This window comes from Paraburkholderia aromaticivorans (genome assembly GCF_002278075.1).
GTDB lineage: Bacteria > Pseudomonadota > Gammaproteobacteria > Burkholderiales > Burkholderiaceae > Paraburkholderia > Paraburkholderia aromaticivorans.
This window is the reverse complement of the sequence record NZ_CP022990.1, coordinates 724995-739989: the sequence shown is the minus strand read 5'-3', so window position 1 is coordinate 739989 and position 14995 is coordinate 724995. Positions and strand designations below refer to the sequence as shown.

8 protein-coding genes are annotated in these 14995 nt (G+C 63.1%); 5 read left to right on the top strand and 3 right to left on the bottom strand.

Annotated elements, in window-relative coordinates:
* Positions 1–113: 113 nt before the first annotated feature.
* Complete coding sequence (locus CJU94_RS23040; protein WP_095420994.1) at positions 114–1049, bottom strand: LysR family transcriptional regulator; 936 nt, start codon at positions 1047–1049, stop codon at positions 114–116.
* Positions 1050–1516: 467 nt separating this feature from the next.
* On the opposite strand from CJU94_RS23040, the gene CJU94_RS23035 reads away from it, so the two are divergent.
* The 5 genes from CJU94_RS23035 (at position 1517) to CJU94_RS23015 (ending at position 11349) form a co-directional block, all read left to right on the top strand.
* Complete coding sequence (locus tag CJU94_RS23035; RefSeq protein WP_095420993.1) at positions 1517–2680, top strand: porin; 1164 nt, start codon at positions 1517–1519, stop codon at positions 2678–2680.
* Positions 2681–2911: 231 nt separating this feature from the next.
* Positions 2912–4117: an efflux RND transporter periplasmic adaptor subunit gene (locus CJU94_RS23030; protein WP_482811956.1), complete on the top strand. Its 1206-nt coding sequence runs from the start codon at positions 2912–2914 to the stop codon at positions 4115–4117.
* Between the two features lie 25 nt (positions 4118–4142).
* Positions 4143–7385, top strand: a complete 3243-nt coding sequence (locus CJU94_RS23025) for an efflux RND transporter permease subunit (RefSeq protein ID WP_095420991.1) — start codon at positions 4143–4145, stop codon at positions 7383–7385.
* A gap of 1 nt (position 7386) precedes the next feature.
* Positions 7387–8853: an efflux transporter outer membrane subunit gene (locus CJU94_RS23020; RefSeq protein ID WP_095420990.1), complete on the top strand. Its 1467-nt coding sequence runs from the start codon at positions 7387–7389 to the stop codon at positions 8851–8853.
* 99 nt (positions 8854–8952) lie between these two features.
* Positions 8953–11349 carry a carbohydrate-binding family V/XII gene (locus CJU94_RS23015; protein WP_095420989.1) on the top strand — a complete coding sequence of 799 codons (2397 nt, stop codon included), beginning with the start codon at positions 8953–8955 and terminating at the stop codon, positions 11347–11349.
* A 120-nt stretch (positions 11350–11469) separates the two neighbouring features.
* Here the strand turns inward: CJU94_RS23015 and CJU94_RS23010 are convergent, their stop codons facing one another.
* Together CJU94_RS23010 and CJU94_RS23005 are read right to left on the bottom strand one after the other, a co-directional pair.
* Positions 11470–13422, bottom strand: a complete 1953-nt coding sequence (locus CJU94_RS23010) for an AI-2E family transporter (RefSeq protein WP_095420988.1) — start codon at positions 13420–13422, stop codon at positions 11470–11472.
* Between the two features lie 138 nt (positions 13423–13560).
* A complete protein-coding gene (locus CJU94_RS23005) occupies positions 13561–14841 on the bottom strand; it encodes a DUF445 domain-containing protein (protein ID WP_095420987.1) in 1281 nt (426 codons plus the stop codon).
* Positions 14842–14995: the final 154 nt, after the last annotated feature.

Genomic DNA, 14995 nt, shown 5'->3' with positions numbered 1-14995 from the left:
CCGCGCTGTCCTCATTTTGGGTACGCAAGCGCAGGGCAGGGCCGCGCTGGCCAGCTCGCTGGGACGCCGATTGACGAGGGCCGGCCGAAGGGCGGCGCCTCTGGCCGCGCCAACTACTTACTGACGGGCGCGACGGAGGTCAAGCGGTCCGCATTGATGCGAAACCACTCGACTGAAAAGTCGACGAATGAGCGCGTTTTCGCGGAAATATGGCGGCGATCCGCGTACACCAGCGCCAGTTCCTTGTCGGCATTCGTGATACGGAAGTCCGTCAGAACCTGCATGAGCATGCCATTGCGCAAATCGGTCAGCACATGGTTTTCAGGCAGTACCGCGACACCCATGCCCGCGAGCGCGGCTTGCCGCAACATCAACGCATTGTTCACCACCAGCGTGGCGTCGAGCGTCACGCGTTTCTCGCGCCGATCCGGTGAAACGAAGATCCAGTCGCCGTCATGCGAGGCGGCGGTGAGGGCGAGAAAAGTGTGCAGGCTCAAATCCGCCGGCCGCGACGGGACCCCTTTGACGGCGAGATAGCTGGGGGACGCGACGGCAATGGGACGCACACTCAGCAGCGAGCGTTTGATCAACGTCGTGCCGCTGATCTGCTTGGGCAGCACGATGCCGACGTCGAAGCCCTCCTTCACAAAATCGACGTGCTGATGCAGGAGCGTGACCGAGAGTCTGACGTTCGGATACTGCCGCAGATATTCCTGGAGCAGAGGTGTCAGGCTGGACAGTGAGAACGACGCGCCGGCCGCGATTTTCAACGTGCCGGACGGCTCGACCGTGCCGCGTATCGCCACCGTTTCGATCTCCTCGATTTCGTCGAGGACGTTGCGGCAGCCCTTCGAGTAGATCTCACCCTCTTCGGTCAGGGAGAGGCTGCGCGTATTGCGATTGACAAGCCTTGTATTGAGATGAGCTTCGAGTTGCTCAAGATAACGCGTGGCCATGGCATTCGAAATGCCGAGATTGGCCGCGGCCTGCCCGAATGACATGGTGTCTGCGATGTTGATAAATACGCGCATTGCCTGAAGCTGATTCATGATATCACCAACGCTGTAACAGATGTGTGCCGAAAAATTGAGATATTGTTTTTTTAACCGATAATCAATGGTCTCCTGCCTGCGATTTATAGGCGGGTTAAATGTGATTTAATTTTATTTACGGTATCGGTATTTCTTTCTCAAAAAAAGACGGGGTTTTATTTTGTTGGGCTTCAACAACGGTCGGCCTTTCCGGCCGCCGCAATGAGTCGCGTTGGGACTCGTGCATATCCGTTGTTGGCCGGGCTTCATCTGTCGTTTTAGCGGCGTCTCAAATATAAGTCAAAAATACTTTTGCATTGTTTTGTGCGAGAGCCTGAGTTGCTGGCGTCTAAAATCCGGATTGCACGCAGAATCTGTCTTCAACGTGAATTAAAGTGGAATTGGAGACGGGTGCATCGTGGTTACGGCAGATTTAATCTCATGCCGGCAACCGAGTTCTAAGATTAAACGCCAAGGTATTAAAAATGAAAAAAATCATTACTGCGACCGCCGTATCCGCCACTTTTGCGTGCGCGGCGCACGCCCAGAGCAGCGTCACGCTATACGGCATTGTCGATGCCGGTTTGACGTACGTGAGCAATGAAGTCAGCAAGGATTCCACCGTGACGTCCGACGGGCGCGTCACCGGTGGCAAGGCCATGTTCGGCATGACGGGCGGTAACATCCAGCCGAGCCGCTGGGGCCTGCGCGGTGTCGAAGACCTGGGCGGCGGACTGAAAACGGTCTTCAACCTGGAAAGCGGCTTCAACATTGCCAATGGCAACCAGGCGGTCGCCAACAAGCTGTTCAACCGTCAAGCGTATGTTGGCCTGTCCAACGAGTACGGTACGGTTTCGTTCGGCCGCCAATACGACTCCGTGGTCGATTACCTCGCACCGCTGACGGCGGCCGGCAGTTGGGGCGGCACGTATTTCGCCCATCCGGGCGATAACGACAACGCGAACTCTTCGATCAGCGTCAACAATTCCGTCAAGTTCCAGAGCGCGAACTACGGAGGCTTCTCGATGAGCGGCCTGTACGGCTTCTCGAACAATGCGGGCTTCGCGGACAACCGCGCTTACAGCGTCGGCGCGGGGTACCGCAACGGTGGCTTGCAACTGGGCGCCGCCTATCTCCAGTACCAGGGCATGGACCTGAATCAGAGCAATGGCGCGATCAGCGGCGGCACCTTCGCGGCGTCCGCCATCAGCGGCGTTCAGAATCAGCGCACCTGGGGTCTGGGCGGAAGCTACGCGTTCGGTCCGGTCATTCTCGGCACCGTATTTACGCAGAGCCGCTTCCAGGACAAGTTTTCGGATATCTCGGTTCGCTATAACAACTACGAAGTCAATGCACGCTACAACCTGACGCCGGAACTGGGTCTGGGCGCGGCCTACACCTATACGCAGGCACTGCGCGCGGCGCCGGGCACCACCGACACGAATACCGGCGCGGCCCACTGGAATCAGTTCGGCCTGCAAGCAGACTACTCGCTGTCCAAGCGCACCGACGTCTATGCCGAAGCGGTCACGCAGCTTGGCGCGAACAACGGTCGCGGGCTGAACACCGTGCAAATCAACGGCACCTCCGCGCCGTCCACGGCGAGCAATCAGTTTCTCGTGACAACGGGCATCCGTCACCGGTTCTGATCTCCCTGCTGTTGCGGTATGCCGGGCCAATGCGACCGGCCCTCCTTTCGGGAGGGCGACTGGTTTGCAGCCAGCACAATTGATTCGCAAACAACTGACGGCTGCGCCTTCCGGCGCGGCCGGATGCAAGCAATCGCTTTGGCGGGCACGCCCGGCTCTTGATCCATTTTTCACGGAACGTTCATGCCAGTTTTGCTGTTGGGATGCCTGATTCGCTCGTTGAACGAACCGATGCGCCTGCTCGGCGAGGTACGCAGACGACTGGCGCTTATGCTGAGTCTGGTCGCTTTACTGGCCGCCTGCGGCAAGCCCGCCGCCCCCGAAGTGTCCCAGCCGGTCGACGTCACGGTCACGACTGTGGCGCCGCGCGATACCCCCGTCGACTTTGAGTTCGTCGCCCAGACTCAAAGCTCGCGTGCCGTGGAAATCCGCGCGCGGGTGGACGGCTTTCTGGACAAACGGGCGTACACGGAAGGCCAGATGGTCCGTCAGGGGCAGACGCTGTTTCTGATGGATCCCAAGCCATTCCAGGCGGCATTGCAATCGGCACAAGGCGCGCTTGCCCAGCAGCAGGCACGGCTCGCGGTGGCGAAAGCCAATCTCGCGCGCGTCATGCCGCTCGCCGCGCAAAACGCGCTGAGCAAGAAGGACCTGGATGACGCGACCGGCAGCGAGCGCGAGGCCGAAGCCGCCGTGATCGCCGCGCAAGGGCAGGTCCAGGCCGCGCGGTTGAACCTCGGCTACACCACCATCAAGTCGCCGCTCGCCGGCTTGTCGAGTTATGCGAGACAGCAGGAAGGCAGCTATGTCACGCCGGCTCAGTCCGGCCTGTTGACGTATGTCTACCAGATGGATCCGATGTGGGTCGAGTTCAGCATCTCGGAGAACGAGATGCTGCGTTATCGCGATCAGATTTCAAAAGGGCAGCTGCGCTTTCCCGCCAACAACCAGTTCGAGATCACGCTGCTGCTGGCAGACGGGTCGACGTTCCCCGCGCGCGGGCATATCGATTTCGCCAATCCCGTATTCAGCGCGCAAACCGGCACGTTCCTCGTGCGAGCCGTTTTCGCCAATGAAAAAGGCACGTTGCGTCCAGGGCAGTTCGTGCGCGCGAGGGTTTCCGGCGCTGTGCGGCCGAACGCCGTTCTGCTTCCCCAGCGGGCCGTGCAGCAGGGCGAAAAAAGTCATTTCGTGTGGACGGTCGACAAAGACAACAAGCCGCGCCAGCGGTTCGTCGAGATGGGCGAATGGCAAGGCGATGACTGCTTCATCAACGACGGCCTGCGCGCCGGCGAAAGAGTCGTGCTGGACGGAGCGGTGCGGTTGTCACCCAATGCGACGATCAGCATAACGGGGAGCGGGTCTCCTGCGGCGCATCGCGCAAACGTCATGCCGCCCGTGGCGCAACAACAATCCGATCAAAACTCCGCGCACTAACTCTGCGCACCAGGCGGCAAACCGGATGAAGCTCTCCCATTTCTGTATCGACAGACCGATCTTCGCGTCGGTCATCTCCATCGTCATCGCGCTGGGCGGCCTGTTGGCCATGCTTGCCTTGCCCGTCGCCCAGTACCCGGACATCACGCCGCCGCAAATCACGATTACCGCCAGCTACCCGGGCGCAAGTGCCGACGTGGTGGCGAATAACGTCGCGGCGCCCATCGAGCAACAGGTCAATGGCGCGGACAACATGATCTACATGACATCGTCGAGTTCATCCACCGGCAGCCTGACGATCAACGCGTTCTTTCGCAACGGCACCAATCCGGATCTGGCCCAGGTCGACGTGCAGAACCGCGTCAACCTCGCGTTGCCGCAACTGCCGCAGTCCGTGCAGTCGCAGGGCGTGCAGGTGCAAAAGAAATCGTCTGCGTTCATGATGGTCGTCGCGGTGTACTCGCCCGATAACCGCTTCGATTCCACGTACGTCGCCAACTACGCGAACGTGTACGTGCTCGACGCGCTCAAGCGGATTCCGGGCGCGAACCAGGCGAGCATCTTCGGCACGCCGGACTACGCCATGCGTATCTGGCTGCGGCCCGACCGCATGGCGCAGCTCGGCATTACCGCCACCGACGTGCAGAATGCCGTGGCCAACCAGAACCAGCAGTTCGCGGTCGGGCGTCTTGGCCAGGCGCCGACCGGCACGCCAGTTGAACAATCGTTCGCGGTAACGACGAGCGGGCGGCTTTCCAGCCCCGCCGAGTTCGACAACATCATTATTCGCGCGTCGGGCAGCGGCGCGGCGATCGTGCGCTTGAAAGACGTCGGCCGTGCCGAACTCGGGCAGAAAGACTATTCGATACGCAGCAGATTTCAGGGCAAGCCCGCCACGGTCATCGCCATCTATCAGCAGCCCGGCGCCAACGCGCTGGATGTCTCGAAACAGGTGCGCGCGACTCTGGCGGACATGAAGCGGTCGTTCCCGGAGGGGATCAATTACAACATCGCAATGGATACCACCGACTTCACGCGTGCCTCGATTGCGGACGTGGTGAAGACTTTTTTCGAAGCCGTCGTGCTGGTGGTCGTGGTCGTATTCCTCTTCTTGCAAAGCTTTCGCGCGACGCTGATTCCAGTGCTCGCCGTGCCGGTCTCCATCCTGGGGACATTCATGGGCATGGCCGCCCTGGGTTTCTCGATCAACATGCTGACCATGTTCGGCATGGTGCTGGCAATCGGCATCGTGGTGGACGATGCGATCGTGGTGATCGAGAACGTCGAGCGCAACATGCGTGAGTTCGGCCTCTCGCCGAATGCCGCGGCCAAGCGAGCCATGGACGAAGTGTCGGGACCGGTCGTCACGATCGTACTGGTCATGTGCGCGGTGTTCGTGCCGGTTGCATTTCTGGGCGGCATCACAGGGCAGATGTACAAGCAGTTTGCCATCACCATTGCCATCTCCGTGGTCCTTTCCGGGATCGTGGCCTTGACGTTGTCGCCGGCGCTCGCGGCGGTATTGCTGAAACCGCAAGCGCGTGCAAAGCATCGTTTTTTCAAGTGGTTCGATCACGCGTTTGCTCGCGTCACGGCGGGCTATGGTCGCGCCGTGTCGCTCGCAATCAGGCGGTTTGGCGTCGCGCTGCTGCTATTCGCCGGCATGATTCTGCTCGCCGTCACGATGATGCGGTCCATTCCGCGCGCCTTCCTTCCGCCGGAAGATCAGGGCTACCTGCTCGGCGCCGTCATCATGCCCGACTCGGCGAGTCTCGATCGCACCGGGCGAGTGTCGTCACGCGTGACCGACTACCTCGCGAAGCAGCCGGGGGTGGGCAGTGTAACCGTGGTCGACGGTTACAGCCTGCTCGACAATCAGACAATGAATAACGCTTCAACGTTCTTTGTCGGACTGAAGGGTTTCGACGAGCGGTATTCCTGGGCGAACATTCGCACGCAGAATGCGCATGCTTTGCTGCTCGGCGCTTACCGGGCGCTGTCACGCATCAAGGAAGGCATTGTCGTGCCGGTCAACCCACCGTCCATTCCCGGGCTTGGCACGACGGGCGGCACCGAGATGTGGATTCAGAGCAAAGGTAACGGGACTACGGCGCAGCTCGCGCAGGTGGTGCAGGATTTTGTCGCCAGGGCGAAGGCGCGGCCCGAACTGGCAGGCGTCACGTCGACCTTCAATGCCTCTTCGCAGCAGTTGCGTGTCGATGTCGACCGTGACAGGGCGGCCACACTCGGCGTGCCGATCGACGAGGTCTACAGCACGATGCAGACCATGTTCGGCTCGCTGTATGTTTCGCAGTTCAATCAGTCGAGCCGTCTGTGGCAGGTGATCCTTCAGGCCGAACCGTCATACCGCCTGAAGCCAGCGGACCTCGAACAGGTTTTCGTGCGCAGCACGACGGGCACGATGGTGCCGCTGAAATCGGTGGTGACGTATCAGTACGTGACCGGCCCGTCCCTGATGACACGCTTCAACGACTTTCCCGCCGTGCTGATTACCGCCAACGCGGCGCCGGGCCACAGCTCGGGCGAGGTGATCGCCGTGCTGGAGGAGCTTGCGCGAACCCTGCCCGCAGGGTACGGCGCGGGGTGGAGCGGCGAAGCGTATGAAGCCCGCCAGTCGGGCGGCACCTCCGGCCTTGTCTTCGTGTTCGGCCTGGTGATGGTGTTCCTGATTCTCGCCGCGCAATACGAACGCTGGAGCTTGCCCGTCGGCGTTCTGATGGCGGTGCCGTTCGCCCTGTTCGGCGCTTTGCTGGCCATCTTGCTCAGAGGCTTGAACAACGACGTCTATTTCCAGATCGGCCTCACCATGCTGGTCGCTCTCGCCGCGAAGAATGCAATTCTCATTTTCGAGTTTGCCGTGCTGAATCGCGCACAAGGCGCATCGGCGTTCGATGCCGCGGTGACCGCCGCCCGGGACCGGTTGCGGCCGATCGTCATGACGTCGTTCGCCTTTATTCTCGGCTGCGTGCCGCTTGCTATCGCGACCGGTGCGTCGCAGAACAGCCGGCATTCCATCGGCACCGGGGTGATTGGCGGCATGTTGGGGGCGACCGGCGTCGCCGTCTTCTTTATTCCGATGTTCTTCTTCCTGCTCGAATCGGTGAACGAGCGGCGCGCCGGCAAAAAGAACGTGGATCAGAACGTGGGTGTCATGCGGGACGCACAAGTTGAACGGGCAGTGTCCGACTCGCACTCGGTGACTAACAGATCGACCGGCATGGCCCCCGGCACGAAGCGGGGCAATTGACATGCGTCCAATCGGTTCAAATTTTTCCTGGCTGTCGGCACTCTGGCTTTGCCTGTGTCTGTGTCTGAGCGGCTGCGTGATGGGCCCCGATTACGCGAGGCCGCCAATCGCAACGCCGGCCACGTTCCGCTTTTCGGATAGTACGCAGGCGCAAATCGTCGATACGACGTGGTGGGCGCAATTCGGCGATCCAGTGCTGAACGAACTCATTGCGACGGCGCTCGCGCAGAACAACGACCTGAAAATCGCAGCGGCGCGAGTCGACGAGTTTCGCGGACAATTCGTCACGACGCGCTCGCAACTGTTTCCACAGGTGAGCGCCGGTTTCAACGCCGGTCGCCAGCGCGTCTCGCCGCTTGCGCAGGCGTCGTTGCCGACCGGTCTCGGGGCGGACTATAGCTCGTTCAACGCCACGTTACCCATCTCATGGGAGATCGACGTGTTCGGCCGTGTGCGGCGTCAGACCGAAGCCGCGCGCGCGAATCTGCTTGCCAGCGAGGAAGGGCAGAGGGCCACCCTCCTCACGCTCGTGGCGTCGGTGGCCACGTCCTATATCAATCTGCGCAGTCTCGATCAGCAACTCGAGATTGCGAAGGCAACCGCGGCGAGTCGCGAGAGTTCGGTGAAAGTCTTCGAACTGCGCTTCAAGGGCGGGCAAATCTCGCAGGTGGAGTTGGCCCAGAGTCAATCGGAATACGAAGCGTCGCTCGCGGACATTCCGGCCATTGAAGCGCAGATCGGGCAACAGGAAGATGCGCTTTCGGTATTGCTCGGCCGCAATCCCGGTCCGATTCTCCGTGGTCGCACGCTCGACGAGCTTCAGTCTCCCAACGTGCCGGCGGGCTTGCCATCGGAGTTGCTCGAGCGCCGTCCGGACGTGCTGCAGGCCGAACAGAATCTGGTTTCCGCCAATGCTTTGATCGGCGCCGCGCGTGCGCTTTATTTTCCGCAGATTTCGCTCACGGGCCTGCTCGGTTCGTCGAGCACGCAGTTGAGCAGGCTGTTTAGCGGACCGGCGAACACTTGGGCCTTTGCAGGCGCACTGACGCAGCCGATCTTCTCCGCCGGCAACATTGCCGGCCAGGTCGAGCAGGCCGGGGCGCGCCAGCAACAGGCGCTGTACGCCTATCAGCGGGCCGTGCAGTCCGCATTCCAGGAAGTCAGCGACGCGCTTCTCGGCGTCGAGAAGTCACGCGAACGGTTGACCGCGCAAGGCCGTCAGGTGGACGCGCTGAGTGCCTATGCAAGGCTCGCGCGACAACGTTACGAAGGCGGCTACAGCAGCTATATGGAAGTTCTCGACGCCGAGCGAAGTCTGTTCAGTGCGCAACTGGCTGATACGCAAACCCGCAGCAATGAATACACCGCCCTCGTCACCCTCTACAAGGCGCTGGGCGGCGGTTGGGGCGCCGAAGCGCTTGCCGCAGCGGAGCAGGGTCGGACTATTCCACAAACCGAAACAAGATAGTACCCACGCCGCTCGCGGCTCATAGCTCATGGCGGACGAAGGGGGCGCCGGCAGCGACGGGTGCAACGGTAGAACGTGAAAAACAGGGAGAACGATGAGATGTCCAGAATCAGTCAACGCCTGACCATGCTGTTTGCTACGACGTGTCTGGCCTGCTGGGGCATGTATGTGCAGGCGGCGAATCCTCCTCGCCCGGCGGCGGCGCCGGTTTGGCCGCGCAGTTTCGATGCCGACAAGCAGCACGTCGAACTTTATCAGCCGCAGATCGAGACATGGGAAGGCAACCGCATATCGGGTCGCGCCGCGGTAGCCGTCGGTGCGAGCGGCGGCGTGCCGACCTATGGCGTGGCGCATTTTTCCGCGATCGCAGACGTCGACAAAACGTCGGGGCTCGCGCAACTCACGCAGATCGAAATCGCGAGTGTGGATGTGCCGACTAACCCGGGCATCGCCGCTCAAATCCGCCAGGTGCTGCTGGCGCATTTGCCCTCGGCTGGGCTGACCACGTCGCTCGATGAACTGCAGACAAGCTACGCCGCGTCGAAGCAACTTGCCGCCACGCAGGGCATGGCCGTCCAGAACGTCGCTCCGCGCATCGTTTTCGCCACGAGGCCGACGGTGCTGGTTCTCGTGGACGGCCCGCCGGTCTGGCGGCCGGTGAGCGGGACGGGCTATCAACGGGCGCTGAACAGCCGGGCGTTGCTGCTGCAAGACGGAAGCGGCACGCTGTATCTGCATGCGGCGGGTTACTGGTATTGCGCTACGTCGGCAAGCGGTCAATGGGGCGTGCTGGCGGCGCCGCCCGCTCTGCTGGATGCGGCGCACGTCGCCGGGGCGAGCGGCGCCGCCGATCCTCTGCTGCCGTCCAACGGCGAGCGCCCGGCGCGCGCGCCGGGCGTGCTGGTCGCCACGGCGCCGACGGAGCTGATCGTCACCGACGGTCAGATGAAACTGACGCCGGTCGAGGGCGTCAGCCTGCTGTCGGTGACCAACGCCGACCATGCCGTCTTCGTGGACCCCGCAACGAATCAGTACTACGTGCTGGTCTCCGGGCGATGGTTCCGGGCCGCCTCTGAAGGCGGCCCGTGGCAGTACGTCCCCGGCAGCGAACTCCCCGCCGATTTCGCGAGGATTTCGCCCCACGATCCCAAAGCCGACGTCCTGGTCTCCGTACCGGGTACGCCTCAGGCGAGGGAGGCCGCTATCGCGGCCACCATTGCGCAGACGGCGACGGTCTCGCGCGCGGCCGCCACGCTGGCCGTCGCCTATGACGGTGCGCCGCGCTTCACACCCATCGCCGGCACGACGCTCAGTTATGCGGTCAACACCGGCACACCGGTGATCAAGGTGGATTCCGCCCGTTACTACGCCGTATCGAACGGCATCTGGTTTACCGCCTCTGCGCCGGATGGCGCATGGCGCGTGGCGACCGAAGTGCCCAGCGCGATCTACGCCATTCCGGCCAGTTCACCGCTGCATTACGTGGTGTACGTGCGGATCTATTCCGTGACACCCGATACCGTGGTCGTCGGCTATACGCCGGGTTACATGGGCGTCGTGGTGAACGCGGAGGGCACCGTGGTCTACGGCACAGGCTATGTCTATCCGCCATACGTGGGCGCGGTCTACTACGGTTATCCGCCCACCTATGGTTACGACGCCGGTTTCGCCCTCAACGCGGCGGCGGGGTTCGCCTTCGGTTTCGCGGCGGGAGCGATCTGGGGCGCGGCCGAGCCTTACTGGGGACCATACTGGGGCGGCGGCGGGTGGAACAACGTCAACGTGAATCAGGCGAATTTCTATGGGCGTTGGGGGCAAGGCACGGTGACGCATGCTGCGGGCTGGAACCCGTGGACCGGCACGCAATGGCGCGGCTCGGCGGCGGCCGGCTACAACCCGGCGACCGGCGCGCACTTTCAGGGCAGCCGGGGTGCCGCGTTCAACCCCTACTCGGGGAACTACGCGGCCGGGCGGCAGGGTTCATTCGCGAACCCGTCGACCGGGCGGGCGGGGGTGGCGCGCGGCGGCTTTGCCGGCAATCAGTACAACGGCAACTTTGCGGGCGGCCGTCAGGTGGCGGGGTATAACGCGCAGACCGGCCGGGCGGGCGCCGCCGAGTTCGGCGTGGCCGGCAACACGCAAACCGGCCAGTACGCGAGCGCCGGCAAGGGCTTCGTGACCAATCAGTCGAAAGGCAACACCGTGGCCTGGAATAACGGCGACGTCTACGCTGGGCATGACGGCAACGTCTATCAACACAGCCAGAGCGGCGGCTGGCAACAACATACGGCCAATGGCTGGCAACCCATCCAGCCGAAAGCGGACGTCGGCGGCGATCTGGAACGGCAGCGTGAGGCGCGCGATGTCGGCCAGCAAAGGTTCGATCACTCCGCGAGTCAGTGGGGCGACGGCAGAGGTTCGCCGGGAGGCGGACGTTTCGGTGGCGAGGGAGGCTTTGCTGGCGGCGGGATGAGGCGAGGAGGATTTCGCCGGTAACCGTCCCGGCGACTATCTTTGGCGGGCCACGATCAGATCACGAATCAGATCACGAAAGAGGCCGGGCGGGCACACGTACCCACCCAATCCATCTCGTCGCGCAGGGTTGCCGCGGCTCGCTCAGTCCGCCCCGCCCACATGCAAGGGCTGGCGCGCATGCTGCACGCTCGCGGCCGAAAGGCATTCCTCGATCATCGCGCGGAAGGTGGGGGCCGCGTGCGAGGCGCCGGTCGCGCCCATCTCCGGGCCGCCTTCCGGTGCGCCGCCCACGCCGACCACGACTGTGGCACGGGGTCGCCATTCCCGCGTGCGCCGCAGCATGTTGCGCAGATACGGCGGCGATTCGGGCGCGTCGAGCGAGACGATGCAGATGATCGACGCGTCCTTGAAACTCGGCTCGTCGGCGCGCGCGCTCCGGTAGCCTGAGTGCGTGGCCGTCATCGGCGCGAGACCCTGGCGGCCGAGCAATTGCACGGCGATCGCGGTCGTGACTTCGTCGAACGAGCCGCGGCCGGGCACGCACAGCACGGACGTTTTGTCGCTTGAACGGGGTATCTGCGGGTTTGCCGAAGCCGGGCTATCGTGCCGCTCGGAAAGATCGGCCGAGGCCGAGGCAAGCAGCGCGCTCGCGGCGTCGGCGGGATCGGTGCGCGCGAGGCGCTCCGGTAAGCCGTCCGCGATCTCCAGGTTTTCGACGATGTCCACCAGCGCGTCGTTGATGCGCTGCAACTGGTCCGGCATCAGCACGCCGCGCATCGCATCGTTGCGGGCGAGCTTGAGGCCTTCGAGGGCGACCTTGTCGTAATAGTCGATCAGCGACATCTCGCGCAGCAACCGCTCCGCCTGCACGATGGCCTCGTGCGGATCGTCCGCGAGCAGTCGCTGATAGAAGTTCTGCGCCGGCGTGAGGGCGGGCTGGTCGCCGAGCAGCACCGTGAGAAAGTTGAGCCGGTCGGCGTAGCGACCCAGCGTGACCACGCACAGCGTGAGCGGCGTCGACAGAACGAGGCCGATCGGCCCCCACAGCCAGCTCCAGAAAATCGCCGCGACCACCACGGCGAGCGGCGACAGCCCCGAGCGGTGACCGTACAACAGCGGCTCGGCAATCTGCCCGGCCACCAGGTCGACCACGATGAACAGGATCAGCGTATAGACGGCCATGGTCCATTGCGGCTGAATCGCGGCAGCCAGAAAGACCGCGAGAATCGCGGCGATCCAGATGCCGATATACGGCACGAAACGCAGCAAGGCGGCGATCACGCCGAACAGCAGCGCCCCCGGCACGCCGATGATGGCGAGCCCGATGGCGATCACGCCGCCCGCGCTGAGATTCACGCCCAGCTGCGCGACGAAGTAGCGGCTCAGGCGCACGGCGGCGTCGTTGATCGCGGTCGTGGTGCGGTGAAGATCGCGCGAGCCGAACAGGCTGATCAAACGGTCGCGCAAATCCTCACGCTGCAGCAGGATGAAAATCGTCACAACCAGCACGATAAAGGTGGTCTCGATCGGCGCGATGGCCGGCGACAACGCACGTTGCGCGAGCTGCAACGGCGTGGGCGAGGGCTCGTGCACCTCGACCGGCTGCGGCACGGCGGGCGCGTTGCGCGCGGCGCGTCCCGTGGGACGCGGCGGGTTCGGTTTGGACGGGGCTACGCGCTGCAGTGCGACGGCGGCGCGGCTCATCAGCGAATCGGCGCGGCCGACGGTCTTTTCCTGAACCGTTTCGATTTTCTGTTCGATCGCCACCTGGTACTGCGGCAGGTCGCCCGCGAGTTGCACCAGCTGCGCGCCGATCAGCGCGCCGACCGCGAGCAGACTCGCCAGGGCGAACAGCACGGCGATGAAGATGGACGGCAATTGCCCCATGTGCAAACGCCGCAACATCTGCACGAGCGGCGCGAGCAGGAAGCTGAGCAGCACGGACAGCGTAATCGGGATCAACACCGCGCGGCCGAAATACAGTCCGCACACCACCACCACGCCGGTAATCACCGACGCGAGGCCATGCAGGCTGGGCGTGCCCGGCGGGTAAACGCGGTTCGGCCGCCCGTGCGGCGGTAACGATATTTTCATGAGCACACGTTCCGATTGAGAAGCGCTGTCGTTCTTATGCTGGCCGCTCGCGGACAGAAGGAGGCTGTCCGGGCAAATGCGCTTGAGCAAGTCATATGCCCGGATTGTAGGCGCTTTGTCGGGGAACCGGTCTATCGCTCATCCCATGTGCACGCGCAGCAACTCGAACAGTTGCGAGCTCGCATACAGCAGCAGGCCGATAAAGCCGCCGACAATCGTCCCGTTGATGCGGATGTATTGCAGATCCTTGCCGATGTTCAGCTCGATCTGCCGTGACAGGTCTCGCGAGTCCCAATTCTTGACGGTGTCGCTGATATGCCGCGTGAGGAACTGCGCGAAGTCCGGCGCCATGGCGCGCGCCGCTTCCTCGAGGTGGTCGTTGAGCGACTGGCGCAACGCCGGGTCGTTCGCGAGCTCGCGGCCGACCCATTGGCCCATCGCCACCACCCGCGCATGCAAGGCCGAGTCGCTGCTCTGCAGATCGCGCTTGAGCCACGCGCGCAGTTCGCCCCACATGTCTTTCACATACGAGCTGAGCGCGTCGCCTTCCACCAGATAGCGTTTCAGTTCCTCGCCTTTTTGCAGGAAGGCCGGATCGGTCTTGAGCTTGACGATCAGCTTGTGCGCGGCGTCGTCGAACTTCTGGCGAAGCTGATGCGTCGGGTTCTCGCTGATCTGTTCGAGCATGCGGTTCACCGCGTTGGCCAGCGCCTCGGCGCCTTTCTCGCCGAGCCATGCCGAAGGCAGGATCTTCTCCATCTTCGGGTATTCGCTCTTGACCCATTCGACGATGCGCTCGGCGATGAACTCCCGCGCCTGCGGTTCGCGAAGCATCGCGATCACCTGTTCGATACCCGCGTCGAGCAGTTCCTGGTGGCGGCCGTCCTTGGTGAGCGTGTCGAGAATGGCGCCCATCGATTGCGACAGATCCACCTTGGCCAGCACGTCGCGCAACGCGTCCTTGATGAAGACCTGAATGCGCACGTCGTCGGTCAGTTCAAGAATGCCGCTGATGAGTTTGACGACGTAGTCGCCGAGCCGCGCGGTGTTGGCCGGCTGCGTCAGCCAGCCGGTGATGCTTTGCGCCGGATCGTGCCGCTGGATCAGGCCGACCAGCGAGGGCACATCCAGAAACTTGTCCTGCACGAAGACCGCCAGGTTGTCGGCGATCTTGTGCTTGTTCCGCGGAATGATCGCGGTGTGCGCGGACACGATCGGGATCGGCACGCGGCGGAACAGCGCGGCCACGGCGAACCAGTCGGCGAGCGCGCCCACCATCGCGGCCTCGGCAACGGCCTTGATGCCGTCCACCCAGACGCCGCGCGGCATGAACGCGGTCACGACGAACACGCAGGCGGCGGCGAGCAACAGGAGTAAAGGCGTGCGCTTGGCTTTCTTCAGTTCGATGGCTTTGTTCATCGGCGGCAGGGCGGCAGGTCCGGGTCGATTGGAATCATGCGGCGCGCTTCACGCGCGTCCAGAACCGCGAGTGTAGCGCCGCCCGTCAGCCCACGCGCCAACCGCATGGGACTATCTTTGCCGCGCCGTCACGGTAACATCTGCGGTTAGACTG

Excerpts from the sequence above, each read along its gene's own strand:
- CJU94_RS23040 (WP_095420994.1), bottom strand. The coding sequence starts at position 1,049 with ATGAATCAGCTTCAGGCAATGCGCGTATTTATCAACATCGCAGACACC.
- CJU94_RS23035 (WP_095420993.1), top strand. The coding sequence starts at position 1,517 with ATGAAAAAAATCATTACTGCGACCGCCGTATCCGCCACTTTTGCGTGC.
- CJU94_RS23030 (WP_482811956.1), top strand. The coding sequence starts at position 2,912 with ATGCGCCTGCTCGGCGAGGTACGCAGACGACTGGCGCTTATGCTGAGT.
- CJU94_RS23025 (WP_095420991.1), top strand. The coding sequence starts at position 4,143 with ATGAAGCTCTCCCATTTCTGTATCGACAGACCGATCTTCGCGTCGGTC.
- CJU94_RS23020 (WP_095420990.1), top strand. The coding sequence starts at position 7,387 with ATGCGTCCAATCGGTTCAAATTTTTCCTGGCTGTCGGCACTCTGGCTT.
- CJU94_RS23015 (WP_095420989.1), top strand. The coding sequence starts at position 8,953 with ATGTCCAGAATCAGTCAACGCCTGACCATGCTGTTTGCTACGACGTGT.
- CJU94_RS23010 (WP_095420988.1), bottom strand. The coding sequence starts at position 13,422 with ATGAAAATATCGTTACCGCCGCACGGGCGGCCGAACCGCGTTTACCCG.
- CJU94_RS23005 (WP_095420987.1), bottom strand. The coding sequence starts at position 14,841 with ATGAACAAAGCCATCGAACTGAAGAAAGCCAAGCGCACGCCTTTACTC.